The 26,136-nt window shown below is 45.3% G+C and carries 25 protein-coding genes; all 25 read left to right on the forward strand.

Annotation, left to right across the window (positions count from 1 at the left end; all coding sequences use genetic code 11):
- The first annotated feature begins 15 nt into the window (after positions 1 to 15).
- The 25 genes from JOD82_RS13930 to JOD82_RS14050 all read left to right on the forward strand — a co-directional run bounded on the left by JOD82_RS13930 (position 16) and on the right by JOD82_RS14050 (position 26,107).
- The gene (locus JOD82_RS13930) at positions 16 to 1,359 is read left to right on the forward strand and encodes an aminotransferase-like domain-containing protein (RefSeq protein WP_209949492.1); all 1,344 of its coding nucleotides are present in this window, start codon (positions 16 to 18) and stop codon (positions 1,357 to 1,359) included.
- Positions 1,360 to 1,521: 162 nt separating this feature from the next.
- Positions 1,522 to 1,881, forward strand: coding sequence for a histidine triad nucleotide-binding protein (locus JOD82_RS13935; RefSeq protein ID WP_025722131.1), 360 nt, complete (start codon positions 1,522 to 1,524; stop codon positions 1,879 to 1,881).
- A gap of 171 nt (positions 1,882 to 2,052) precedes the next feature.
- A complete protein-coding gene (gene rpsU, locus JOD82_RS13940; RefSeq protein ID WP_005547957.1) occupies positions 2,053 to 2,226 on the forward strand; it encodes a 30S ribosomal protein S21 in 174 nt (57 codons plus the stop codon).
- Between the two features lie 16 nt (positions 2,227 to 2,242).
- The gene (locus JOD82_RS13945; RefSeq protein ID WP_013311146.1) at positions 2,243 to 2,686 is read left to right on the forward strand and encodes a GatB/YqeY domain-containing protein; all 444 of its coding nucleotides are present in this window, start codon (positions 2,243 to 2,245) and stop codon (positions 2,684 to 2,686) included.
- Positions 2,687 to 2,965: 279 nt separating this feature from the next.
- The gene (locus tag JOD82_RS13950; RefSeq protein ID WP_029517800.1) at positions 2,966 to 4,333 is read left to right on the forward strand and encodes an NfeD family protein; all 1,368 of its coding nucleotides are present in this window, start codon (positions 2,966 to 2,968) and stop codon (positions 4,331 to 4,333) included.
- Between the two features lie 43 nt (positions 4,334 to 4,376).
- A complete protein-coding gene (gene floA, locus JOD82_RS13955; RefSeq protein ID WP_029517799.1) occupies positions 4,377 to 5,378 on the forward strand; it encodes a flotillin-like protein FloA in 1,002 nt (333 codons plus the stop codon).
- Positions 5,379 to 5,422: 44 nt separating this feature from the next.
- Positions 5,423 to 6,001: a hypothetical protein gene (locus tag JOD82_RS13960; protein ID WP_069010261.1), complete on the forward strand. Its 579-nt coding sequence runs from the start codon at positions 5,423 to 5,425 to the stop codon at positions 5,999 to 6,001.
- Between the two features lie 421 nt (positions 6,002 to 6,422).
- Positions 6,423 to 7,832, forward strand: a complete 1,410-nt coding sequence (gene bcaP / locus JOD82_RS13965) for a branched-chain amino acid transporter BcaP (protein ID WP_165149027.1) — start codon at positions 6,423 to 6,425, stop codon at positions 7,830 to 7,832.
- Between the two features lie 381 nt (positions 7,833 to 8,213).
- Positions 8,214 to 8,507 carry a sporulation protein YqfC gene (gene yqfC / locus JOD82_RS13970; protein ID WP_029517796.1) on the forward strand — a complete coding sequence of 98 codons (294 nt, stop codon included), beginning with the start codon at positions 8,214 to 8,216 and terminating at the stop codon, positions 8,505 to 8,507.
- Positions 8,504 to 9,697 carry a sporulation protein YqfD gene (yqfD, locus tag JOD82_RS13975; RefSeq protein ID WP_209949494.1) on the forward strand — a complete coding sequence of 398 codons (1,194 nt, stop codon included), beginning with the start codon at positions 8,504 to 8,506 and terminating at the stop codon, positions 9,695 to 9,697. The genes yqfC and yqfD overlap by 4 nt, the downstream gene beginning before the upstream one ends.
- A gap of 6 nt (positions 9,698 to 9,703) precedes the next feature.
- Entirely contained in the window at positions 9,704 to 10,675 is a 972-nt protein-coding gene (locus JOD82_RS13980; protein ID WP_029517794.1) for a PhoH family protein, read from the forward strand.
- 95 nt (positions 10,676 to 10,770) lie between these two features.
- A complete protein-coding gene (locus tag JOD82_RS13985) occupies positions 10,771 to 13,017 on the forward strand; it encodes an HD family phosphohydrolase (RefSeq protein WP_165149033.1) in 2,247 nt (748 codons plus the stop codon).
- Positions 13,018 to 13,072: 55 nt separating this feature from the next.
- On the forward strand, positions 13,073 to 13,570 hold the full coding sequence (gene ybeY / locus JOD82_RS13990; protein WP_029517792.1) for an rRNA maturation RNase YbeY: 498 nt from the start codon (positions 13,073 to 13,075) through the stop codon (positions 13,568 to 13,570).
- Positions 13,570 to 13,944, forward strand: a complete 375-nt coding sequence (locus JOD82_RS13995) for a diacylglycerol kinase family protein (protein ID WP_209949496.1) — start codon at positions 13,570 to 13,572, stop codon at positions 13,942 to 13,944. Before ybeY ends, JOD82_RS13995 begins: the two co-directional genes overlap by 1 nt.
- Before the next feature lie 49 nt (positions 13,945 to 13,993).
- Positions 13,994 to 14,896 carry a GTPase Era gene (gene era, locus JOD82_RS14000; protein ID WP_029517791.1) on the forward strand — a complete coding sequence of 301 codons (903 nt, stop codon included), beginning with the start codon at positions 13,994 to 13,996 and terminating at the stop codon, positions 14,894 to 14,896.
- Between the two features lie 507 nt (positions 14,897 to 15,403).
- The gene (locus JOD82_RS14005) at positions 15,404 to 15,541 is read left to right on the forward strand and encodes a YqzL family protein (protein WP_080658633.1); all 138 of its coding nucleotides are present in this window, start codon (positions 15,404 to 15,406) and stop codon (positions 15,539 to 15,541) included.
- 42 nt (positions 15,542 to 15,583) lie between these two features.
- Positions 15,584 to 16,336: a DNA repair protein RecO gene (recO, locus tag JOD82_RS14010; protein WP_013311133.1), complete on the forward strand. Its 753-nt coding sequence runs from the start codon at positions 15,584 to 15,586 to the stop codon at positions 16,334 to 16,336.
- Between the two features lie 403 nt (positions 16,337 to 16,739).
- Positions 16,740 to 17,627, forward strand: coding sequence for a glycine--tRNA ligase subunit alpha (gene glyQ, locus JOD82_RS14015; RefSeq protein ID WP_023989480.1), 888 nt, complete (start codon positions 16,740 to 16,742; stop codon positions 17,625 to 17,627).
- Positions 17,620 to 19,695, forward strand: coding sequence for a glycine--tRNA ligase subunit beta (gene glyS / locus JOD82_RS14020; protein ID WP_209949498.1), 2,076 nt, complete (start codon positions 17,620 to 17,622; stop codon positions 19,693 to 19,695). Before glyQ ends, glyS begins: the two co-directional genes overlap by 8 nt.
- A 115-nt stretch (positions 19,696 to 19,810) precedes the next feature.
- Positions 19,811 to 20,287: a YaiI/YqxD family protein gene (locus JOD82_RS14025; RefSeq protein WP_029517787.1), complete on the forward strand. Its 477-nt coding sequence runs from the start codon at positions 19,811 to 19,813 to the stop codon at positions 20,285 to 20,287.
- Positions 20,280 to 22,154 (forward strand): DNA primase, encoded by a 1,875-nt coding sequence (gene dnaG / locus JOD82_RS14030; RefSeq protein WP_029517786.1) that lies wholly within the window; start codon positions 20,280 to 20,282, stop codon positions 22,152 to 22,154. Before JOD82_RS14025 ends, dnaG begins: the two co-directional genes overlap by 8 nt.
- Before the next feature lie 43 nt (positions 22,155 to 22,197).
- A complete protein-coding gene (rpoD, locus tag JOD82_RS14035; protein ID WP_007431230.1) occupies positions 22,198 to 23,331 on the forward strand; it encodes an RNA polymerase sigma factor RpoD in 1,134 nt (377 codons plus the stop codon).
- An 87-nt stretch (positions 23,332 to 23,418) separates the two neighbouring features.
- Entirely contained in the window at positions 23,419 to 24,258 is an 840-nt protein-coding gene (locus JOD82_RS14040; RefSeq protein WP_209949500.1) for a hypothetical protein, read from the forward strand.
- Positions 24,255 to 25,016 carry a tRNA (adenine(22)-N(1))-methyltransferase gene (locus JOD82_RS14045; protein ID WP_029517784.1) on the forward strand — a complete coding sequence of 254 codons (762 nt, stop codon included), beginning with the start codon at positions 24,255 to 24,257 and terminating at the stop codon, positions 25,014 to 25,016. The genes JOD82_RS14040 and JOD82_RS14045 overlap by 4 nt, the downstream gene beginning before the upstream one ends.
- On the forward strand, positions 24,992 to 26,107 hold the full coding sequence (locus JOD82_RS14050) for a Nif3-like dinuclear metal center hexameric protein (protein WP_165149059.1): 1,116 nt from the start codon (positions 24,992 to 24,994) through the stop codon (positions 26,105 to 26,107). Before JOD82_RS14045 ends, JOD82_RS14050 begins: the two co-directional genes overlap by 25 nt.
- Positions 26,108 to 26,136 lie beyond the last annotated feature (29 nt).

Consider the following 26,136-nt stretch of genomic DNA (forward strand, 5'->3'; position numbering starts at 1 on the left):
AGGTGGGTGGATATTGTGAAAAAATATGTATCAATTTTATTGGATATAGAGCTTAAAATTCGCGAGGGACAATATAAATCAGGTTACAAGCTACCGTCGGTCCGTGAGGCTTCAGAATTATATAGATGCAGCAAAAGCACGATTCTGCGGGCATATTCTGAACTTGAAAAGAAACACGCCATCTATTCCATACCGCAAAGTGGATACTATGTAGTGGAAAATTCGGGCGATTTACACCATAGTCATATGCAAGACTCCGTTGATTTTGCTTCGGCCTCCCCGGATTTAAATGTATTCCCTTATCTGGATTTCCAACATTGTTTGAATCAGGCTATTGATACCTACAAATATCATCTATTCACTTATGGCGATTCGCAAGGACTGGAAACACTGCGTCATACGTTGGTTTCCCATTTGGCTAATACTCAGGTGTTTGCAAAAATGGATCGGATTATCGTTACTTCGGGTGTTCAGCAGGCATTGGAGATACTCGCTAAAATGCCGTTTCCCAATGGCAAAGAAAAGGTTTTGGTCGAGCAGCCAAGTTACGATATTTATTTGCGCTTTCTGGAGGAAGAGAACATACCCGTCAGTACCATCGTCCGGACAGCGAAAGGTATGGATTTTCACGAATTGGAGAATCAATTTAAGAACGAGAGCATCAAGTTTTTTTATACCATGTCAAGATATCATAATCCATTAGGGATCTCATATAACACAGAGGAGCGAAAAGCGATAGCTGCCTTAGCCGCCAAATATGATGTGTACATCGTAGAAGATGACTATATGGCAGATTTGGGGGCCGATCATCTTTTTGATCCCATTTATGCATACGACCATTCGGACCATGTTATTTATTTGAAAAGCTTCTCGAAAATCATTTTCCCTGGCTTGCGATTAGGAGTTGCGGTATTGCCAGAAGTCCTATTAAAGTCGTTTAACGCTTATAAAAGATATGTCGACACATCTATGTTGTCTCAGGCGGCGCTTGATATTTATATTAAAAATGGAATGTATGAACGCCACAAGCACACGATATGTAAACTGTATTCGGAGCGCATTCGTACTCTGAACAAGGCCGTGGAACGATACAATCAGGCCGGATACGTTCAGACTTCAGCTGTAACCTCAGGAGTTTATATGCAGTTTAAACTGCCTCGGACAGTGAATTTGGAACGCTTGGTACAGTGTCTTTCTGCGAGGAACATCCAGGTTGTAGCTGGCAAAGGCTTTTATTTATCAGGCTATAGGGAACAAGAGAAGTTTTTGCGCATAAGTATTTCGCGCGCACAGCTGGATCAAATTGATGGAGGGGTGAAAGCCATTATAGAGGAAGTTAGTAAGGGAAACTGGTATTAAGACCCTTTTTCCGTTATGATACATATAGAAACATAAGTATAACCAAACATGGCTGTATATGTTTCTATTCAGTGTGGGAAATACATAACTTTGAATGCCGAGAGCAAGGGGTGTTTGTGTCTATTTGCTTAGGATCGGCTCACTGCCAAAGGAGGGTTTTGAATGGACGATCTGTTTTTGAAAATTGTGGATGGAACCATCCCCAGCAAGAAGGTGTTGGAAACCGACAATGTGCTCGCATTTCATGACATCCAGCCTGCGGCACCAGTACACGTGCTCATTATTCCCAAAAAATATATTCCTTCAATGAACGCTGTGACGGAGGAGGATCTTCCTCTTATCGCGGAGATTCATCGTGTTGCGGTTGAGGTTGCGAAAAAGTTAGGAATCGCCGAGTCTGGTTATCGGTTGATTAACAACTGTGGCCCGGATAGTGGACAAGCGGTGGGGCATCTGCATTATCACTTACTGGGCGGCGCCAAATTGGGTGCCTTGACAGGTATTTCGGACTCACATTCTTAAAAAATGACAGAGCTTGTCTTTTCAGTAATACGGATGTGAATGGAGAAAAGTGGCCCTTTATGTATTCATTTTTTCTTATAGGTTGACACTTGGTTTCCGTTTCACCTATAATAAAATTTGATGAACCGTGTTATTGCTCTTGGACGGTCTGGTCGGAGGGAGGGAAAACTGGTGTCTGAAACTAAAGTTCGCAAAAACGAGACAATTGATGCTGCACTTCGTCGCTTTAAACGTTCCATTGCTAAGGATGGCGTATTGGCTGAGGTGAAGAAACGCAAGCATTATGAAAAGCCAAGCGTAAAGCGCAAGAAAAAGTCCGAGGCTGCTCGTAAGAGAAAGTTCTAGGAGGATCTAAGCAATCATGAATTTGAGCGAACGATTGAACGAAGATATGAAGCAAGCAATGAAGAGTAAGGACAAGTTCAAACTCTCCACCATTCGAATGGTTCGTTCTACGATTAAAAATCTTGAAATAGATTTGAAACGGGATTTGGACGACAACGAAGTGCTTGATATTCTGAGTCGTGAGATCAAACAGCGAAAAGATGCCCTCCATGAATTTGAAAAAGCCGGTCGTGATGAACTTGCGACAAGCACTAAAGCAGAAATAGAGATCATCGCTCAGTACCTTCCCGAACAACTTTCTGAGGAAGAAATTAAAGTTATTGTACAGCAGACCATCCAGGAAACCGGTGCTTCTTCGAAAGCCGAGATGGGGAAAGTAATGACGGCCTTGATGCCTAAGGTAAAAGGCCGCGCTGACGGTAAGCTCGTGAACCAAGCGGTTCAGCAATTTCTGCAATAAACCTGCGACAAACAGGAAAACACAACACCCTCTGTTTACAGAGGGTGTTATTTCTATATATGTGTTGCCTACCATAGAATGTAATGATGAGAAGATTCTTATATGTAAGCGCTATTGTTAATTATGTGAAACGTGATGTTCATTGGGTGCGTAAAGTATTTGGCAGCCGTCAGGATTAGCAATATACCCAATAATTTCACATTAAATCCTGAAAACTGTATAGTTTGTCTAACAAAGTTTGGTATGCTGTAACATAGAGAGATCGAAAGGGGGAGAGAAATGCATAGAGAACATCACCACTCCAGTCGCAAATGGATCCTTTTAACGTTGTGGATTATGGTATCCGTTTTGCTGTTGCCCTTAGTTCATTCCGAATCAGCGGCGGCCCAAACTAAAGGTGGAGCTGTGTTTGTTATACCAGTCGATCAGGAAATTGAGCATGGCCTGGGCAAATTTATGGAACGTGGATTTGCAGAAGCAGCAGATTCCAAAGCAGGTCTGATTTTACTGGATATTAACACTCCCGGTGGACGGGTAGATACAGCGGAGAAGCTGGGCAAACTGATTAAAGACAGTCCAATTCCGACCGTAGCCTATATAAGGGGCGAAGCGGCCTCAGCGGGTAGCTATATTGCGTTGAGCGCAAACAAGATTGTTATGAAACCGGGGAGTATTATCGGAGCAGCAGCGTTAGTAGACGGCGGGGGGCAGGCTATCACAGATCCAAAAACGATAGCCTGGTGGAAGAGTAGCATGGCATCTGCCGCAGAAGCTGGCGGACGTAATCCGGATATTGCCAGAGGTATGGTTGACTCTAAAACGACCATATCTATTCCTGAGATGAACTTTAACAAGGAAAATGGTCAGATCATTTCTTTAACCAGTGAGGAAGCGCTGAAGTTGGGTTATGCGGATCACATCGCGTCTTCCGAACAAGAGGTTATTCAGTGGATGGGTTACAGCACGGATGATGTCATTCATGTGGAGCGAACATGGGCTGAAAAAGCAGCCGAGATATTGACCAACCCAATTGTACAGACGTTGCTTTTATTTATCGGTATCGCAGGTATTGTTATTGAGTTGATCGTACCCGGTTTTGGTGTACCGGGAATTTTGGGCATACTCGGATTTGGTTTGTATTTTTTCGGCAATTATATCGCTGGTTTTGCAGGTTCGGAGACGTGGTTGTTGTTTATTATCGGTCTGGCTCTGCTTATACTTGAAATGTTCATCCCGAGTTTTGGTATTTTGGGCATTCTGGGTTCCGTCAGCCTTGTCGCCGGAGTTGTTCGTGCAGCATACAACATGCAGCATGCGTTTATATCTTTGGGCATTGCCTTTGCAGCTGCGGTTGCCGTGGTGGCGATCATCGCGGTTGTATTCAAGGACCGAGGGATATGGAACCGTTTTATACTTAAAGAAAGTTTAACGGCTGAACAAGGTTTTTCTTCAGTTGTGAACCGGGAAATGCTATTAGGTCAAAGAGGTGTCAGTCTGACTCCACTTCGTCCAGCCGGAACGGTGCTGATCGCTGATGAGCGAGTCGATGTTGTAACGAACGGCGAGTTTATTGCTACAGATATGCCGATTATAGTATCCAAAGTAGAAGGCGGGCGAATTGTGGTCAAGGCAGACACTAGCGTCTAAACAAGCAAATAACAAAGAATTAGATTAATGGAGGATGATGCGAGTGTTCGAATCGGGTATTGTCAGCGTTTTGCTGATTGCCGTTGTAGTGATTATTGTATTGAGCGTATTTTTTAGTTTCTTCCCGGTGATGCTGTGGATTTCAGCATTGGCTTCGGGTGTGCGCATTGGCATCATTACGCTGGTAGCTATGCGTTTACGGCGCGTCACGCCAAGCCGAATTGTCAATCCACTCATTAAGGCAACCAAGGCGGGTCTGGGCTTGAACATCAACCAGCTGGAAAGCCACTTTCTCGCAGGAGGGAATGTAGACCGAGTGATCAATGCGTTGATTGCTGCGCAGCGTGCTAACATTCCGCTTGAGTTTGAACGTGCGGCAGCGATTGACCTTGCTGGACGGGATGTTCTGCAAGCGGTCCAAATGAGCGTTAATCCGCGTGTTATTGAGACACCTATTGTTGCTGCGGTCGCCAAGGATGGTATTGAAGTGAAGGTTAAAGCTCGTGTTACGGTGCGTGCCAACATTGATCGACTTGTTGGGGGTGCTGGAGAAGAAACGATTATTGCACGGGTCGGTGAAGGTATTGTTACGACCGTAGGTTCCAGTAACTCGCATAAGGACGTGCTGGAGAACCCGGATTCAATTTCAAGAACCGTATTGTCCAAAGGTTTGGATGCCGGGACAGCATTTGAAATCCTGTCCATTGATATTGCGGACGTTGATGTAGGTAAAAATATCGGTGCTTTTCTGCAAACAGAGCAGGCGGAAGCCGACAAACGTATTGCGCAGGCAAAAGCGGAAGAGCGGCGTGCGATGGCTGTAGCGCAGGAGCAGGAAATGAAGGCGCGTGTTGTAGAAATGAGAGCACGCGTGGTGGAATCCGAATCCGAAGTACCGCTGGCAATGGCTGAAGCGCTACGCGGCGGGAAGCTTGGTGTCATGGACTATATGAATTTGAAAAATATTGAGGCGGATACGCAAATGCGTGGCTCCTTAGGCAAACCGAATGAGAACTCGGGGAATGACAACAAGAACCGGGATTAATAACGGGACATAGCCGATGAATTACGGCAGCTAGGTGGTGAGTAATGAACTTTATCAGCTGGATCTTTGAACATTTGTATATCCTGATCGTGATTGGCTTTGCTTTGGTGTCTTTTTTGGGGAAAAGCATCCAAGGTACAGGGCGGAAATCACCGCCGCGAAAAGGTATGCCTACCTTTGGTGGTGATCATGGTTCTCGTGGACCCTCGACGTCATCCAGACCCTTCACAATGGAACATGGGCAAGAGCAACGTCAGCAGGATATTGCTGGAGAGTTGCAACGTCAATTTCCTAATGAACGACGGACGGTTATGGAAGCTCGTCGCATAGAAGAAATGGGCGATCGGTCGGAAACCGAAGAACGGATGGACCGGGATTTATTAGATAATGGTTCGACTCTAGAGGATCGGATCCGTGCTATGGAAGAAGAACGAAAAATGGTTTTAGCCCGTCTCGATCGTATATCCAATGCGAGGGAGTCAGGGGAAATTACAGATGCGCCAGAGATAGCTTCGCAAGACCGTAATACGGTGGATACGGCTGATCTGCGCAGAGGTGTGATTTGGGCAGAAATATTAGGTCCTCCACGTTCCAAGCGCTACATGGGTGGAGGAAGACGTTAAAATGATAGTGGATCCGTCACGGCTTTGGCTGTGGCGGATCTTTTTTTGTGATGCTTTAGGAATACATAACCATGCTCGGAATAAAAAGTGAATTAACGACAAATGCTCTAATTACCTGACAACGAATGTGATAATCCCTTGTGTGCTCTAGCTTTCTCACATTTGTTGTCATCTAAAATGGTGGCATTTTGTCTAATTTAGCGCCTCATTTATGAAAATATATTCCTGAAAAATGATCAAATGTAACAATATGAATGGAGCTTTCCGAAAGCAGTTTTCATTTTTTCTTTTTTATATATAATGTTCTCAATGATAGATACTTATGAAATTCACTCCAATTTTACCTAAAATTTTATTTATATCGAGGTGATACAACAAGGTTATAAAAATGGAAAAATTAATTTTTAGGAGGATGGGATCGATGGGAAATAGCTTGTTTAGAAAGAAAAGCATTGATCAGTTGATTGCCGCTACGCGAGGGGAAAAAGCACTCAAAAGGGAGCTGGGTGCGTTTGATTTAACGATGCTTGGAATTGGAGCCATTATCGGAACGGGAATTTTTGTGTTGACAGGTACAGGAGCAGTTACGGCTGGTCCAGGCTTGGTTCTTTCTTTTGTGATTGCGGGACTCGCGTGTTTATTCGCAGCATTGGCTTATGCGGAGTTTGCATCCACCGTTCCAGTATCCGGTTCTGTTTACACCTTTACATATGCTACGATGGGGGAGCTATTGGCCTTTATTATTGGATGGGATTTAATTTTGGAATACATGCTGGCAGCCAGCGCCGTTTCCGCAGGTTGGTCGGGTTACTTTGTATCATTTTTGAACGGAATTGGCCTTCACATTCCGCTTGAATTCACTGCCGCACCGGGGGCTTTGAAAGACCAAACTACTTATTTTAATCTCCCAGCTTTTTTAATTTTGATGGGTATCACGTTCTTGCTTTATTTAGGGATAAAAGAATCAAAACGGATAAACAACATCATGGTAATCATAAAAATTGTTGTTATTTTATTATTTATCATTGTTGCTTTTAGATATGTGAAGCCAGATAATTGGACACCGTTTATGCCGTTTGGGTTCAGTGGGGTGTTTGGAGCCGCAGCTCTTGTGTTTTTTTCTTTTATTGGTTTTGATGCTGTTTCATCAGCGGCTGAAGAAACTAAAAATCCCACTACTAATTTACCGCGAGGCATTATTTTCTCTCTCATTATTTGTACGTTTTTGTATGTCATTGTTAGCGCGATTATGACTGGTATAGTACCGTTTATGCAATTTGAAGGTATCTCTCACCCCGTGTCATTGGTATTGCAGGTTGCAGGCCAGAACTGGGTTGCAGGTATTGTAGATATAGGAGCCATCTTAGGGATGACAACGGTCATGCTGGTAATGCTCTATGGTCAAACTCGTATTATGTTTGCTATGTCACGTGACGGCTTAGTCCCCAAAGTATTATCCAAGGTTCATTCCAAATACAAAACGCCCTACATTAACACGTTGTTTTTCGGCACTTTATCTGCATTAATGGGTGGACTGATTCCGCTGGATGAGTTAGCAAGTTTGGTGAACATTGGAACCTTGTCAGCATTTATTCTGATTTCGGTCGCCGTTATCGTTATGAGAAAAACACAACCTGACTTGCCAAGGGCCTTCCGATGTCCTGGAGTTCCGTATATCCCGATCCTGGCTATCGTTTCATGTGGGGTGCTCATTCTTAATTTGAATGGCCAGACATTTATTCGCTTTATTATTTGGCTTGTCATTGGTATGGCTGTTTACTTCTTATACTCTAGAAAAAACTCTCTTTTAAATCGAGATAGCGAAAAATAACCGTGTCATTTAATGAAATTCAAAAGAAGACAACCTTTGTTTTCAATATGAAAATGAGGTTGTCTTTTTTGTTGTGAATTTTGAAAGGACACATCTTTTTCCTCTGCAATATAGTAGCTACTACGAATTGTAAGTTTAGCCTCATAAATGCCGCGACTGGATCATAAAATGTACAGTACAGATATCTGTGGCGCTGGTGTAATGGTGTTCACTGATCATAAGAATATAAGATGGAAAGCCAGCAGCGTAGCTGCCTTGAAACATCTATGGGTACCGGATGGCAATAACAGAAGATGAAAAAATAGCAGCGTGCTGTCATCAAAACAACTCTAAGCCGTTGGATAACAAATATTTTGATGACAGGAAGGGAGATTTCGCCGTATGAGCAGGATGAGCCGCAAACTGCGAAAGTGGGCCAGCGAGACGCTGGAGCTTCCGCAGGACATTCTATTTGACCTGCCGCGGTTAACCCTCATCGGCAGCCGTCAGCTTTATGTGGAGAATCACCGGGGCGTGGTGGATTTCACGCCGGATCAGCTCGTACTTGCACTTGCGCAAGGCAGGCTGAGGGTGTCCGGCCATGATCTAGTCATTACGTCTATTCTGCCAGAGCAGGTAAGTGTGGAGGGACATATAACGGATATCCAAATGGAAGGAACGGAGGAAGGCTCGTGAAACATCCTGCTTTAGAAAAGCTGCGTGGTACGGTTACCCTTGCTATCAAGGGCGAAAGTGTGGAAGCTTTCATTAATTTACTCACCGATCACCATATACCTGTGTGGAACGTGCGGCCGATGGGTACTAGACATGCAGAAATGAACCTTCTGCTGCCGCACGTCTTCCTCCTACGCCCGCTTTTGAGAAGGACAGGCTGTAAAATGCATGTTCTGAAGCGGCAAGGGCTTCCCTTTACTGCTGTACGACTTGCCAAACGTAAATTTTTCCTGGCTGGATTGGCTTTGTTCTGGATAGGTCTTCTGCTGATGTCTTCGCTTATCTGGGACATTGAAGTAAAGGGGAATGATAAGCTATCGACGGAATCTGTTCTCAAAGCCGCTCGACAGGAGGGCCTGTATCCATTTCAATGGAGCTTTCGTCTATCCAGTCAAGACAAGCTTTCACGTGCGCTCATGCAGAAGCTTCCAGAGGCATCCTGGATCGGTGTGGAAAAGCAGGGTACTTTGGTGACGATTCAGGTTGTTGAAGCTTCACAGCCTACCCCTGCGCCGCTCTACAGCCCTCGTCATATCATTAGTAAGGCAGATGCGGTAGTTACTGAAATTTTTGCCGAGCAGGGTCGTCCTGTCGTGCATAAAAATACGCGTGTCAAAAAAGGAGCCATCCTCATCTCTGGAACGCTTGGAGATGAGGAGAACCAACAGCAGGTCGTAGCCAAAGGAGAGGTTAAGGGTCTTGTATGGCATGAATACGAAATTAGCAGTCCCACGGTGCAACGCAGCAGCACGTATACAGGTATCAGTCATGACCGCTTGTATCTGGTCCTAGGCAACCGTGCGATACAATTGTGGGGATATGGGAAAATACCTTATTCTACACATAAAACAACAGTTGAACATGATCCGCTAACATGGCGTTCCTACAAACTTCCGATGGGTTGGATGACCGAAAGTGTGAGGGAGACAAAGATACAGGAGCAGAAGCTTACGGAAGCAGAAGCGAAAATGTCAGGTTTAGAAGGCGCGCGAGCTGATATTTTAGCTAAATACGGCAAAGGAACGAAAATAATGAGCCAAAAAATTTTGCATGAGAAGAGAGAGAATGGTAAAGTTTATATGAAAGTGCTTTTTGAAGTGGAGCAGGATATTGCGGAAGAACTTCCGTTAGTTCATAACCAAGGAGAATGAGGCTATTTGGCAGAACAACAACGCAGCATACAAATTGCATTGAACAATGCGGGAGAAGGACAGGCGTTATTTGGCCCGCAGGATTCCTTTTTGAAATTAATCGAAGCAGCTATTCCCGCAAAAATAGCATCTCGTGAGGCAGAAGTTAATGTTTTTGGTAATGCTCACGAGGTGGAAGTGCTCGAACAATTGTTCGACGTATTACTCCAGTTAATTCGCAATGGGTATATACTGACCGAAAGGGATGTCCATTATGCGATTGAACTGGCAAAAGATTTGCGCGCTGATCAGCTGCTCGATTTGTTCAAGGGTGAAATTACGACGACGTTCCGGGGTAAACCGATTCGCGTCAAAACGATTGGACAAAAGCACTATGTAACCACGATTAAGAAACGCGATATTGTATTTGGAATTGGCCCGGCGGGTACTGGTAAAACCTATCTGGCTGTAGTGCTGGCCGTAGCTGCCCTGAAGGAAGGTTCAGTCAAGCGCATTGTACTGACTCGTCCTGCGGTGGAAGCAGGTGAAAATTTAGGTTTTTTACCAGGGGATTTACAGGAAAAGGTTGATCCGTATTTACGCCCATTGTATGATGCCCTATACGATGTGATGGGCCCAGAGCAGACTGCAAAGGCACTGGAGCGCGGATTAATAGAAATTGCACCTTTGGCTTATATGCGGGGACGTACGCTGGATGACTCTTTTATTATTTTGGACGAAGCGCAAAACACTACACCCGAGCAAATGAAAATGTTTTTGACTCGACTTGGCTTCGGCTCCAAAATGGTCATTACCGGCGATGTCACGCAAATTGATTTGCCTCGTGGCAAAAAATCCGGTCTGATTGAAGCAAATGCGATTTTACAAGGGATTGAGGAAATAGGCTTTGTCCAGTTTGCAGAAGAGGATGTTGTCCGTCATTCCCTGGTTCAAAAAATTATTGTTGCTTATGACCGAGTTGCCGAAAATCAAGGATAGTCATTCAATCACGAGTATGTCGTGTACGACCAGAAAAAGTATAAAATGAGCAGTGTAGCTGCCTTGAAAAAGATGATGGAGAGGGATTGTTTTAGATGATCTCGAAGGAATTATCTAAAGGGAAAACGTTCCAGCATAGAATGAATGGATGGAAGTATAGCGTGGCGACACGCTATCTTCTGTTTTTATTTTTGGTGGTTCTTTTTTATGTAGGCTTTGCGTCCAAGCTGCTTCCCGAGCGTTATGATATTCGGGTAAATCAACCGAGTGAAAAGGAAATTGTCGCCCCGATGCAGCTTCCTAACAGTAAGGCGACTTTGAAGGCTCAAGAGGAATCAGCTGAACGTGTGCAGCCCATGTATACCATTGTGCCCGTTCGCAACGATAACCTGATTACTGGTATTTTGGATCGAATTGAACGGCTCAATCAGGATGACCAGGTCTCCAGAGCAGATAAGATTTCGATTTATAAGGATGAGATTCCGCAACGTGCACGGGAATTTGTACAAAATTTTGTGAATAACAGCCGTAATGCGGATGCCTACCCAGATAAGTTGCTGGATGAAGTGCTGGAAAAAACGAAAGAGCAAACGTACCGAATTCCAGAGGAGACATTCATTAAAATTCCGCGCCTTACATCTGAGGATATTGCTGAAATGCGGCCTGTTGCCCGTGAGATTGTGACAGGGTTGATGAATGATCAAATTACGGATGCTCAGACAGCCCGAGCGAAAGTAGCTGAGCGGGTTAGTACAAGCTCGCTTACTAAGCGTACTTCACGGGAGGTTGTTCAGGAACTTGCAAGGCTTGTGATTACCGCCAACAAGTTTTATGATGATACAGCTACGAAGGACGCAAAGGTACAGGCTCGTGAAGATACACCGACAGTTTACATTAAACAGGGTGAAGTACTCGTCAAGAAGGGTGAGATTATTACCCAGGAAATCTATACACTGCTTGATGAAAATGAATTGCTCAAGGATAAAATCAATTATTGGCCACAATTTGGACTGCTGATGTTGTCTATGATGCTGGCATTGGGCCTGTTTATGTATATTCGTCAATTTCAATCACGAACACGAAACTTCAAGTATAATAATGCGCAGTTGCTCATGCTAGTATTAATCTTTGTGATAACAGTTGGAGCAATGATGTTAATTTCCATACTGCAGAACAATGAACGTTCCTATCTCGGCTATCTGGCGCCTATCGCGCTTGGAGCTATGCTCGTAACGCTGTTGCTTGATATGTCGTTGGCTTTCGTATGTGCCGTTATATTCAGTATATTGGCAAGTGTTATTTTGAATGTCCGTCAGGGACAAATTTTCGACTTTAATTTTGGATTTTTTGCTATTGTGGTCTGTCTGGCAGCGATTTTCTCTACTCATCGAGCCAGCCAGCGTTCAACACTGTTCAAAGGGGCGATTATGGTATGCCTGTTCGGTGCCCTGTCTGTTTTTTCTCTGGCACTGATTGACCAAGGGAATTGGACTCAAACGACGACGCTCTATGGGGTAGCTTTTGCTTTTGCAGGTGGTCTGATAACAGCAATACTTGTTATTGGGCTAATGCCATTTTTTGAGTCTACCTTTGGTATCTTGTCGGCACTGAAGCTTGTTGAGCTGTCAAATCCCAATCATCCATTGCTCCGCAAGCTGCTTACGGAGACACCGGGAACGTATCATCATAGTGTAATGGTGGGTAATCTGTCAGAGGCCGCAGCGGAGGCTATAGGGGCAAACGGCTTGTTGTGCCGGGTTGGTTCGTATTATCATGATATTGGTAAAACCAAGAGGCCTTCGTACTTCATTGAAAATCAAAATGGGTTGGAAAATCCACATGATACAATAGAGCCCAAGCTGAGCAAATCCATCATTATCGCCCATGCTCGTGACGGCGTGGAAATGCAATTGGATTACAAGCTACCCAAGCCCATTCGCGACATTGCCGAGCAGCACCACGGAACGACATTCTTACACTATTTTTATCACAAGGCGTTGCGCGAAGCTGAAGAGCGGGGGGTGGAGCCTGACTTCACGGAGGATGATTTCCGTTATCCGGGACCGAAGGCTCAGTCTAAAGAGTCTGCTGTGGTGGGAATTGCTGATAGCGTGGAGGCAGCAGTTCGTTCCTTACGGAAGCCGACAGTGGAACAAGTGGAATCCATGATTGAGAAAATTATTAAGAGCCGTCTTGATGATCACCAATTTAACGACTGCGAGCTGACCATGCGGGAGCTTGATATCGTGGCTCAAACCCTCAAGGAAACAGTAATGGGGATTTTCCATTCCCGTATTGAGTATCCGGAGGAAAGGCCCAAGTCTGAAAACGGAAAAGCTTAATATAACTTGTGCATGAAGTACGGTTAGAGCACTAGAATTAAAAGGAGCGGTTGGCATGGGCCTTCAATTAGCTTGGAATAATGAACAAAACGATATGGTAATTAACGAATCCTTGATTACGCTGCTGAACACCTTATTAGAGGAGGCAGGCAAAGTGGAAGGAGTCACTGACGGTGAGGTAGCCCTTACCTTCGTTAATGATGAGCAAATTCATGAGTTGAACAGGGACTATCGGGGAATTGATCGTCCCACCGATGTGTTGTCTTTTGCTATGAAGGAAACACTGGATGAAGAGCTTGAAATTATTTACGAACCGAATGATGAAAATTCATTGAATGATGTACCTGATGTTTTGGGGGATATTATAATCTCTGTACAAACAGCGCAAGCTCAGAGTGAAGAATACGGACATTCGATTGAGCGTGAAATCGGTTTTTTGTTTGTTCACGGCTTTCTTCATCTGTTAGGCTATGATCATCAGGATGATGTGAGTGAAGCTGAAATGATGGGCAAACAGGAAGCTGTACTGGCTCAAGCGGGGTTGACAAGGTAATGAGACGTCAGCCTTGGAGAATGACTTTTCGCTATGCGGCAGAAGGCGTGATGTACGCTCTGCGTACGCAAGTAAATATGCGGATACATGTGGTCGTGGCGCTCCTTGTCATTGTAGCAGGCTTAACTCTGCACATCTCCCGGCTCGACTGGTTATTCGTCTGCGTGGCTATCGCTATAGTCATTGTAGCCGAACTGTTCAACACCGCTGTTGAAGCAGCGGTGGATCTCATCTCACCTGATATTCATCCGCTGGCCAAAGCGGCTAAAGACACCGCCGCCGGAGCCGTGCTCCTGGCAGCGGTTTTTGCTGTAATTATTGGTATATTTGTGTTTTATAGGCCTATGTTGACGTTAATTAGTTCGCTGTTTTAATGGAAAAACCAAAATAAAATAGGTGCTTAATCGCGCTGGAGGAAATGAAATGGCTAAGAAACACTTTAAATCAGGCTTTGTCGCAATTGTTGGCAGACCTAATGTCGGAAAATCAACACTGATGAACCACGTCATTGGGCAGAAGATCGCCATTATGTCAGACAAGCCACAAACTACACGCAACAAAATTCACGGCGTATTTACTACAGAGGACACGCAAATTGTATTTTTGGATACACCCGGGATTCATAAGCGTCAGTCAAAATTAGGCGATTACATGAATCAGACTGCTTTTAATACGTTGGGTGAAGTAGAAGCGGTACTTTTTCTTATTGACGCTGCTGAAGGTCTAGGCGGTGGCGACCGTTTTATTGCGGAACAGCTTAAACAAGTAAAAACGCCAGTTATTTTGGTGCTGAATAAAATTGATCGTATTGAGCCAGAAGCATTGTTACCCCTGATTGAGCAGTATCGCAAGTTGTACGACTTTGCAGAAATCGTACCCATCTCGGCCAAAATGGGCAACAATGTAAACACCCTGCTGGAGCAGGTGCAAAAATACTTACCAGAAGGTCCGCAATATTATCCGGATGATCAAATTACCGATCATCCAGAACAGTTTGTCATTGCCGAGCTGGTGCGTGAAAAAATTCTGCATATGACACGTGAGGAAGTACCCCATTCTATTGCGGTTATGATTGAAGACATGAAAGTGCAGGATAATGGTGTAGTGCATATTATGGCTGTTATTTTTGTAGAACGTGACTCCCAGAAGGGGATTATTATCGGCAAACAGGGAGCCATGCTCAAAGAAGTGGGCAAACAGGCACGCCAGGATATCCAAAACCTGTTAGGCTCCAAGATTTTCCTGGAACTTTGGGTTAAGGTCAAAAAAGACTGGCGCAACCAGGAACGCGTCCTTCGTGACCTTGGCTTTCATCGCGACGCTTAAAAACAGAACTCGATTCTACGTCACTTTAGTTCAAGGGTTTATTGAGGTTAAAAATTGATATTATATAAATATGTATAGTTGTAGTAAGCATCATAAAAAAGCCGTCCCGATCTCTTGGCTGAGATAGTAATAGTCTCCTGATCATTTAAAGCGCCGCGTATGTGCGGCGCTTAACTTCTTGCTCTTTTTATCCTTTTCTTCCAGCGATGAAATAGGTGTGCTTTAAAAAAGGCCTTGTATGCACGATGTGCGGAGCGAAGGATTTGAATCTGAAGAAGCGATAGCGTTCGCCTTTACCCCCGAATTTAACCCTTTGTATGTTTTACATTCAAATAAATTCGGGGGTAACAGCGATCGTAAGATCAAATCATTTGCGAAGCGTATTCCATTCTACATACAGCAGCCTTTTTTAACGCAATCCATTTATTTCATCGCATACTTCCCTTCTCTTCGCATCATCCTAATTTTGAGATGCAAACGTCATTTCCGAAGAGAGGATGAATACGATTGCGAGATTTTTCGTGGAAGTATTTTGCGATGACTGGAGATGTCGGTGCGTATCTGTTATACCGGGAGAGCGCCATGACAAGGGAGCAAGATACGGATGAAGGAGAGTCGGACGAGCATGAAGAAGCCCGTGAATAGTACAAGCCACTGGCTTCTTCGCGAATGTTTGGGGGAAGAGGCATGCTTTACAGGGTGGAAGGAATCGTCATCCGCAGCATGGATTACGGTGAGGGGAACAAAATTATTACGCTTTGCACCGAAAGCGGAGGCAAAGCAGGCGTGCTGGTCAGAGGTGCAAAAAAGTCCAAAAGCCGTCACGCTGCTTTAACGCAGCCGTTTACGTACGGTGAATTCGTTTTTTTTCGAAACACAGGCTTAGGCACGTTGAATGCCGGTGAAATCATCCAATCCCACCATACATTACGCGAGGATATTACTAAGGCTGCTTACGCTTCCTATGCTTGTGAATTACTCGATCGGGTGTTACAGGATGAGGAAACAGGTGCGTTCTGGTTTAAGCAGCTAAAAGCATGTTTGGAGGCGCTGGAGAGTGGCAAAGATCCGCTGATCGTCATGAGTATTTATGAATTTAAAATATTGCAGGCGGCCGGATATGCTCCTCAGCTTGATGCATGTATTTCAAGTGGTCAACAATGTGCTGATGAAGATATGTTTGTCAGTCCGAGACTAGGCGGAGTTTTGTGTCGGAGCTACAAGCATTTTGATCCAGCGGCATTGAGCGTGACTCCACGTACATTGAAGTTGCTGCGCTTGTTCGCCAGAATGGATTTGAATCGGCTCGGCAACATTGACGTGAAGGACTCCACCAAGCTGGAGATCAAACATGTCATGCGTCAGTTCATGGATATGCAGTTGGAGGTCAAGCTGAAATCCCGCAATTTCTTGGATCAGCTCGACAAATACGATATGTGAAACGCCCTATTCTCTTGACTGTATTGCTGAAACCGTGTAATATCCTACTATATATCTCCTTCGGGAGCAGATGCATTGAACGAGAAAGTAGCGGGATGTATTCTCTGTAATTAGCGAGTTGGGGACGGTGTAAGCCCAGCGGGAATTCTTCGTGAACAAGGCACTCGGGAGCGTCTGAATGGACACGGAAAAGAGGATTACGATCTGATTGGTGATATAGGATCGCAATCAAGTAGGGTGGAACCGCGGGAGTCAGCTCTCGTCCCTACGTCTGTACAGGCGTAGAGGCGGGGGCTTTTTGCTGTCTCTAGCAAGGCTTTTGGGATAAAATAGCCCTGTACATACGAGCTTAATGAGAAGAAATCACCAACATTTGAGAGAAGTGGAAAGGGAGCGTGTACCAATGAATTTTCAGCAGATGATTTTAACGCTGCAACAATTTTGGGCTGAACACAACTGTATTATTGTACAGCCGTATGACACGGAAAAAGGGGCAGGCACGATGAACCCAATGACGTATTTACGTTCGATCGGACCTGAGCCGTGGAATGTAGCTTATGTTGAGCCTTCTCGTCGTCCGTCAGACGGACGTTATGGTGAGAACCCGAATCGCCTGTATCAGCATCATCAGTTCCAAGTCGTTTTGAAGCCTTCACCGGATAACATTCAGGAATTGTATTTGGAGAGTTTGAGCCGTTTGGGCATTAACCCTCTGGAGCATGATATTCGTTTCGTTGAAGACAACTGGGAAGCACCGACGTTGGGAGCGTGGGGCTTAGGTTGGGAAGTATGGCTGGACGGTATGGAAATTACCCAATTCACCTATTTCCAGCAAGTGGGCGGTATTGATGCCAGTCCGGTTGCGGTAGAAATCACGTATGGTATGGAACGTCTTGCTTCCTACATCCAGGACAAGGAGAATGTGTTCGATTTGGAGTGGGTCAATGGAATCACGTACGGTGATGTCTTCCACCAGCCTGAATTTGAGCATTCCAAGTATACGTTCGAAGTATCTGACGTCAAAATGCTCTTTACTCTTTTCAATATGTACGAAGAAGAGGCAAATAAAGCGATGGCGCAGCATCTTGTATTTCCAGCCTATGATTATGTGCTGAAATGTTCTCATGCGTTCAACTTGCTGGACGCTCGCGGAGCGATCAGTGTGACGGAACGGACTGGGTTTATTATACGAGTGCGCAATTTGGCGCGTCAGGTGGCTGCGACCTATCTGGAGGAGCGCGAGAAGCTGGGCTTCCCGCTGTTGAAGAAAGGAGGTGCGGCAAATGTCTAAGGATTTATTGTTTGAGATCGGATTGGAAGAAGTCCCTGCACGTTTTATCCCGAATGCAATTCAGCAGTTGAAGCAGCGTATGACGGCGTGGCTTGACAGCTCGCGTATTGCTTATGGTGCTGTAGAGGCTTATGCTACACCTCGCCGTTTGGCGGTACTTGTCAAGGAAGTAGCGGAGAAGCAAGAAGATATTAACGAAGAAGTTAAAGGTCCTTCCCGCAAAATCGCACTCGACGAAGCTGGTAACTGGAGCAAGGCTGCACTAGGCTTTGCTCGTAGCCAAGGTGTTGATCCTGAACAGTTCACGTTCAAGGAGCTTGGAGGCGTCGAATATATTTACGCAACTAAGAGCAGCATAGGTGTACCAACAGCGGAAGTGCTGTCCGAAGGTTTATTGCACATTTTACATGCGATGACATTCCCTAAATTCATGCGCTGGGCAAGTTATGACTTTAAATTTGTTCGTCCGATCCGCTGGTTGATTGCCTTGTTTGGTAACGATATTGTTAATTTGGAGATTGCCGGCGTACAGTCAGGAAATGTGACAAGAGGGCATCGTTTCCTGGGACAGGATGCCGTTGTAGAAAGTCCAGCTGACTATGTTGAAGTACTTCGCAAGCAGCATGTCATTGTGGACATTGAGGAACGTCAAACGCTTATTGTAAAGCAGATTGAAGCGTTGGCAGCCGAAAAAGATTGGACGATTGCGGTCAAGGATGATTTGCTGGAAGAAGTGCTGTATTTGGTGGAAACCCCAACAGTACTGTTCGGAGGTTTTGATCCTGCGTTCCTGAACATTCCGAAGGATGTACTCATTACTTCCATGCGTGAACATCAACGCTATTTCCCAGTGCTGGATCGCACAGGAGAGCTACTGCCATACTTTGTTACGGTACGTAACGGAGGAAGTCAATCGCTGGAAGTCATTGCTAAAGGGAATGAAAAAGTATTGCGTGCGCGGCTGTCTGATGCCAAATTCTTTTATGAAGAAGATCAGAAGCTGGAAATTAAGGATGCACTCTCCAAACTGGAAAGTATCGTTTTCCACGAAGAGCTGGGAACGGTTGGAGACAAAGTACGCCGGATTCGCCGTATTGCTGATGCTCTGGTAGAGAAGCTTCGCGTTTCTCCAGATACACAGGAATCGGTTAGTCGAGCAGCGGATATTTGTAAATTTGACCTGGTAACACAAATGGTATATGAGTTCCCGGAACTGCAAGGTGTGATGGGTGAGGACTATGCTCGTAAGGCTGGAGAGAAGGAAGAAGTGGCAAGAGCGGTGTTTGAGCATTACCAGCCGCGTTATGCAGGAGAAACGGTTCCTTCAACGAATGCTGGAGCGATTGTAAGTATCGCAGACAAGATAGATACTATTACAGGCTGCTTCTCCATCGGTATTATTCCAACAGGTTCACAGGACCCTTACGCGCTTCGTCGCCAGGCAGCAGGTATTGTGCAGATTTTGTTGGATCGTAAGCTTTCAGCTACGTTGTCTGATGTGTTCAATATCGCGCTCGATGTGCACGGCAATCTTGGAAATATGAAACGTTCCGCGGATGAAATACGTAAAGAATTACATGAGTTTTTTGGATTACGCGTGAAGAAACTATTGTCTGAGACACTTCGTTATGACGTTGTGGATGCTGTGCTTGCAGCTGGATATGACGACGTTGCTTCCGTTGTTAACCGTGGAGCTGCGTTAATGACTGCCGTACAAACAGGTGAGGTATTCAAAGCAACAGTTGAGTCCTTTAATCGTGTAGGTAATCTGGCTGCTAAAGCAGTGCATAAATCAGTTAATACGGGTGAGTTTACGGAACAAGGCGAAAAAACGCTTTACGAAGCATGGTATAGCGCTTATGAATCTTACAGCGTAGCTTTACAGGAAGGTGATGCGACACGGGCGTTAGCGCTAGCTTCATCCATTACCCCTGCGGTAACGGCGTTCTTTGATTCCGTTATGGTTATGGCTGAGGATGACGCTGTTCGTAATAATCGTTTGGCATTGCTGGCTGTTATTGACTCAGAACTGAAGTGTTTTGCCGATTTTTCCAAGCTTGTAGTTTAAACGTCAGTTGTGGTAGTATGAACAACTTGAAAAAATGGGTATAAATATACGGAACGGTGTAAGAGTAATCTTGCAGCCGTTCCGTATTTTACTCGAATGCGGATGGGGGATGCTTATGGGGGGAACCGGAACTTTACTGGGTGTGAGGATCGTTGTTGACGGGGACGCTTGTCCTGTTAAAAGTGAAATTGCGGAGATAGCTTCCCGTTTTCATATTGAGGTTATTATGGTATCTTCATATGATCATCTCATTCAGGGCAGCAAAGGTGTAAGCGTCGTTAAAGTAGACCGAAGCGACCAAAGTGCCGATCTCTATATTGCCAATCATATCCGCCGCGGAGATATTGTAACCACCAATGATTATGGTCTTGCTGCACTTGCCTTGGCAAAAGGTTGTGAAGTGATGTCTTTTCGCGGAGCTATGTATCGAAACGATTCGATAGATTTCATGCTTGACCGACGTCATACTTCTGCCAAAGAACGGAAAAAGGGACGTTATGGAAAAGGCCCTAAACCGTTTTCATTAGAGGATCGTGAAGTTTTTCAACATAAACTGACAAAACTTTTACTTCGCTTGCAGGAGAATGAGTAACGGTATCGAATTATATTTACGTGCTAAAGAGATGAAGGTGGTTAATATGAGTGCCGGACAAGGTAACATACCGGACGATATCATTGAGTCAGTTTTACAACATCATGATATTGTAGATACGGTAAGCAAGTACGTGCATTTGACCAAGCAGGGGAAATATATGAAAGGCCTCTGTCCTTTTCATTCCGAAAAAACCCCTTCATTCACCGTGACACCGGATCGTCAGATTTTTTACTGCTACGGCTGCGGCGCGGGAGGCAATGCCATCAAGTTTATGATGGAAATCGAAGGACTATCCTTTCCCGAAGCTGTCAGGACAATGGCAGAAGAAAGTCATATCCCGCTCGGCGAATGGCAGGGACGTGATTCATCGCATCAGCATCCTGAGTTGGACAGGCTGTTGCAAGCGTATGAGTTAACTTCTAAGATGTACCATTTTTTGCTTAAAAATACGGAGCACGGCAAACCAGCTATGGAATACTTGCGCTCACGAGGATTCAGTGACAAGATCATTGATCAATTTCAAATTGGCTATGCACCCAACCGATGGGATACGATCGTTCAGTTTCTGGATAAGCGTTCTTTTGATCCCGTGGAGATGGAAAAGGGAGGGCTTATTTCTCCCCGGCATGAGGGTGATGGATATGTGGATCGATTCAGAGATCGTATCATGTTTCCCATTTGGAATCGCAACGGAAAAGTCATTGCCTTTGCAGGCCGTATACTTGGTGAGGGACAGCCGAAGTATTTGAATTCACCGGAGACCAAGCTATTCAATAAGAGCCGAACGCTGTACAATCTCCATCATGCTAAAACCTCAATTCGCAAGCTTCGCCAAAGTGTTCTTTTTGAAGGCTACGGTGATGTCATCTCGGCATGGGAAGCTGGCGTACAAAATGGGGTGGCCGCCATGGGCACTGCTCTAACAGAGCACCATGCTACGATGTTAAAAGGACTGTGCGACGAGGTCATTATTTGTTATGATGGTGACCGGGCAGGACAAGCTGCTGCGCTTAAAAATTTTCCGCTGTTGGAAAATGCGGGGCTTCACGTGAAAGTAGCGCTGGTCAGTGACGGTATGGACCCGGATGATTTTATCCGGCAATACGGCGGCGAACGATTCCAGCGCCAAATTATCGAAAGTGCTGTTTCAACGGTGAAATTTAAGCTTATATATCTGAAAAAAAACCATATACTGCAAGAGGAAGAAGGAAGAATCGCGTATTCCCGCGAAGCATTAAATGTCATTGCACCTCTGTCATCCCCGACCGAGCGGGAAGTGTATCTGCGCGAAGTGTCAGCCGAAGTCAAGGTGGATTTTGAAACCTTGAAGCAAGAATGCAATTTACTGCGTCAATCCCTGCAAAAAAAACAGAACTTTGGGGATAATAACGAAAATGGGTGGAATAATGGTAGGCATAAAAAAGGGCAGGTCTCCACACCTAATCTGTTGCCGGCTTACCATGTGGCTGAACGCAGACTGCTTCACTGGATGATGCAGGATTTAGAAGCTGCAGAGTATGTAGAAAAGCATCTGGGCGACGCCTTTAATATTGAGGATCATGCAGCAATTGCTGCTTATCTATATGCCTATTACGCGCAAGGGAAGTTACCGGATACAAGCCGTTTTATTTCATCTTTGCAAGACGACCGACTGGAGAAGAACGTAAGTTCGATCATGATGATGGATGCTCCAGGCGTATGGGCACCGCACATTTTGGATGATTATATTCATCAAGTGCGAAAATTTCCATTGCAGGAGCAACTGGATTTGAAGAGGGAAGAAATGAGAGCCGCTGAGCGCTTAGGTGACTTTCTGCGCGCAGCACAAATTGCAAGTGAGATTATAGCCCTAGAGAGACAATGAACACACAGAGGTCGGATGTTTCTAGGGAGGAGGGAGTCGAAAGATGGCGAATGATCAGCATACTGAACTGGAGACGGAACTAACACTGGATCAGGTTAAAGATCAACTGATTGAGTTGGGTAAAAAAAGTTCTTCTCTGAACTACAAAGATATCATGGAAAAACTATCGCCGTTTGATCAGGACCCCGAGCAAATGGATGAGTTTTATGAGCAGCTGGGTGACTTGGGGATTGAGGTTGTGAATGACAACGACGAAGAAGTTACCAGATTGCGTCAAAATGACGACCCGGAAAACAATGATGGGGATGATTTTAATTTCGATGACGATCTGAGCCTGCCTCCCGGTATTAAAATTAATGATCCAGTCCGGATGTACTTGAAAGAAATCGGTCGTGTACCGTTGCTTTCTGCTGATGATGAGGTGGAGCTTGCCAAACGGATCAATAACGGCGATGAAGAAGCTAAGCGCCGGTTGGCAGAAGCGAACTTGCGTCTGGTTGTAAGTATTGCCAAACGTTATGTTGGTCGCGGAATGCTTTTCCTGGATCTGATTCAGGAAGGTAATATGGGTTTGATTAAGGCAGTAGAAAAATTTGATTACGAAAAAGGCTTTAAATTCAGTACCTATGCAACCTGGTGGATTCGTCAGGCCATTACGCGCGCGATAGCCGATCAGGCGAGAACGATTCGTATTCCGGTGCATATGGTGGAAACGATCAACAAGCTGATTCGCGTATCGCGTCAACTGTTGCAAGAGCTGGGGCGCGAACCTACGCCCGAGGAAGTGGCTGCCGAAATGGAGCTGAGCGTGGAAAAAGTACGGGAAATTATGAAAATTGCCCAAGAACCGGTTTCATTGGAAACACCAATTGGTGAAGAGGATGACTCACATCTGGGGGATTTCATTGAGGATCAAGAAGCGTTGGCGCCTGCAGATGCGGCTGCCTATGAACTTCTGAAGGAACAGCTCGAGGATGTACTGGATACGTTAACCGAACGGGAAGAGAATGTTTTGCGTCTCCGCTTTGGTTTGGACGACGGAAGAACCAGAACCCTTGAAGAAGTGGGTAAAGTGTTTGGTGTTACACGTGAACGTATTCGTCAGATTGAGGCCAAAGCGCTACGTAAGTTGCGCCATCCAAGCCGCAGTAAGCGACTGAAGGATTTCCTCGAATAGAAGCGTTACATTGCGGACCTTCTGCGGCTTGAAGCGCGCAGGAGGTCTTTTTTTATCTCATGGCAGTCTTGGTGGAGGGGAAGAAGCTTGGACCAGGAGAAAAAGCGGGCAATACTGTTACATGAAATTGAGCATTGGCGGCGAAGTCGGCTGCTCCCTGAGCAATATTGCGATTTTTTGTCTAACCTGTATCGGGAGGACGAAGATCCGACGCAGAGCCAGAACCGTAACAACACCGGGCTGCTTACATATCTTAGACACGGGCATGGGATCGCCTGGCTTCTTGGTTTTGTCATTATTTCCTGCATTTGTTTGATCGGTTTTTATTTTACCGCTTTTCCGTTGGCAATGCAAATATTCTCGGCGAGTGCAGTTACTACGATTTGCTATGGAGTGGCCGCATTTTGGCGGTCTTCTGAAAAGAGTATGAGTGCGATGTTGAGCACTTTAGGCAGTGCGATTATGTTGGGTTCGGGTGTATGGATCATTCAGCTCCATCAAGGTGAAGCTAAGGTTTGGTTTCTTTTGCTCGTAGGCCTATGCGGTGTGGTATGGTGTCTTGTGGGATTAACTTTGCGGATCAGCTTGCTTCATTACTGTGGCATTGCTGGGCTACTTTTAGTGTACGCGATCCTTATAGGCCGCTACTGGCCTACAGCAACTTTAGTGATGCTTGAGGCATTTTGGATTTTGCACGCAGTATTGTTGATCTGGTTAAGCTGGTGGGTACATCGCCGCTTTCCGCGTCTCGCTTTGGTTTATTTCGCTATAGGCATGACACTAGCATTCATGGCTGAAGCAGACACGTTTATCCTGCGCCATCAAGCGGCGGGAGATGTGGTGTTTTACAGCATACTGAAGTTGGCATTTGTTGTTGGAATTTTATTTTGGACTCGAAAAAAATGGATTACGTGGGTGACGTTATGAAACTTTCTCAACGATTACAATATATTATGGAACAAATACCTGCCGGGAGCAGACTTGCGGATATTGGCTCGGATCATGGACTACTCCCCGTGGCCGCAGTGCGTAGTGGCAGAGTACCGCAAGCTGTGGCGGGTGAAGTCAATGATGGACCGTTGCGTGCGGCTCAAAAGCAGGTGGCCGAAGCAGGTCTCACGGATCGCATTGCGGTTAGAAAGGGAGATGGCTTGGCTGTAATTAAGGTCGATGAAGTTGATGTTATTACGATAGCCGGGATGGGTGGTGCCTTGATCGCTACCATTTTAGAGCAAGGGAAAGACAAGCTTGTTTCAGTGAAACAACTTGTTCTACAGCCTAACGTAGGAGAGGATATCTTACGCCGTTGGCTCATCGAACATCAATGGGTACTAACAAGTGAACATATTATGGAAGAAGACGGGAAAATATATGAGATTCTGACGGCAGTACCTGATTCGGTAAGCCCACTGAAACAGGATGCGCTGTATCAACCATGGAAAATTCCCGATAGTTCGCTGGTACTGACACCGGATTTGTTGATGCAACTCGGACCACTATTGGTCAAAGCACCGAATGAAATCTTTTTTTATAAATGGAAATTGGAGATTCGCAAGCTTGAGGATGTGCTGGCACAAGTGGCACGATCAGATCAGGAATCCGCACAGCATAAGCGGGAGCAATTGCGCAAGCAAATTGAACAGCTAGAGGAGGTACTTGCATGTTTGCCAAAGGACAGACAGTAATTAGCTATATGGAGCAGCTGGCTCCGAAATACTTGGCAGTTCCGGACGATAGAATCGGGCTTCAGCTGGGTAGTCTGCAAAAGGAAATCAAAAGCATATTAGTAGCCCTAGATGTTAATGATGAGGTTGTCGAAGAGGCACTCCGCATAAAAGCTGACCTCATTATTGCGCATCATGCGATTATATTCCGCCCACTTAAAGCTTTGAACACAGATCAGCCTGCGGGTAGATTGTATGAAAAACTGATCAAGAATGATATTGCTGTCTACATCAGTCATACGAATCTGGATACAGCTGAGGACGGCATGAATGACTGGATGGCAGAAGCACTGGGTATTCAAAGTGAAGGTACGCTTGAGGATGTTCACACCGAGCAATTATTCAAGCTTGTTGTTTTCGTACCCAAAACACATCATCAACGGGTACTGGATGCCATACTGGGGGCGGGAGCTGGACATATCGGCAACTACAGCCATTGCAGCTTTAACATTGACGGCTATGGAACTTTTGTGCCGGGTGAAGGCACACAGCCGTTTTTGGGTGAGCAGGGTAAAATGGAACGTAGTGAAGAGGTTCGTATTGAGACCATTGTACCGCAGGGTGTACGCAATAAAGTTGTTCAAGCGATGCTGAAGGCTCATCCTTATGAAGAGGTGGCTTATGACCTGTATCACATGGATTTGCAGGGCCGTTCCTTTGGTTTGGGACGGGTGGGCAAGCTTAAGGAAACTCGCACGCTACGGGAGTTTGTCGATGTTGTGAAAAATGGCCTCAACGTGGAGCATGTACGTGTGGTGGGCGACTTGGACCGTATGATCAAAAAGGCAGCCGTGCTTGGGGGCTCAGGCAGCCGCTATGTGAATAAGTCGCTTTTCAAAGGTGCTGATGTATTGGTCACAGGGGATATTGACTATCACACGGCTCACGATGCCCTGATGGCGGGGATTGCTATTATTGACCCTGGACATAATGCTGAAAAGATTATGAAGCCTAAAACCGCAGAATGGATGCGCAAACGCTTGGTAGAAGGTCGTTATTCAACGGAAGTACATGTATCTCAGGTAGAAACCGAACCTTTTCAATTTTTGTAAAATCTCAACATCTATGAGAAAATGAAGAT

This window comes from Paenibacillus sp. 1182 (assembly GCF_017833915.1).
GTDB lineage: Bacteria > Bacillota > Bacilli > Paenibacillales > Paenibacillaceae > Paenibacillus > Paenibacillus polymyxa_D.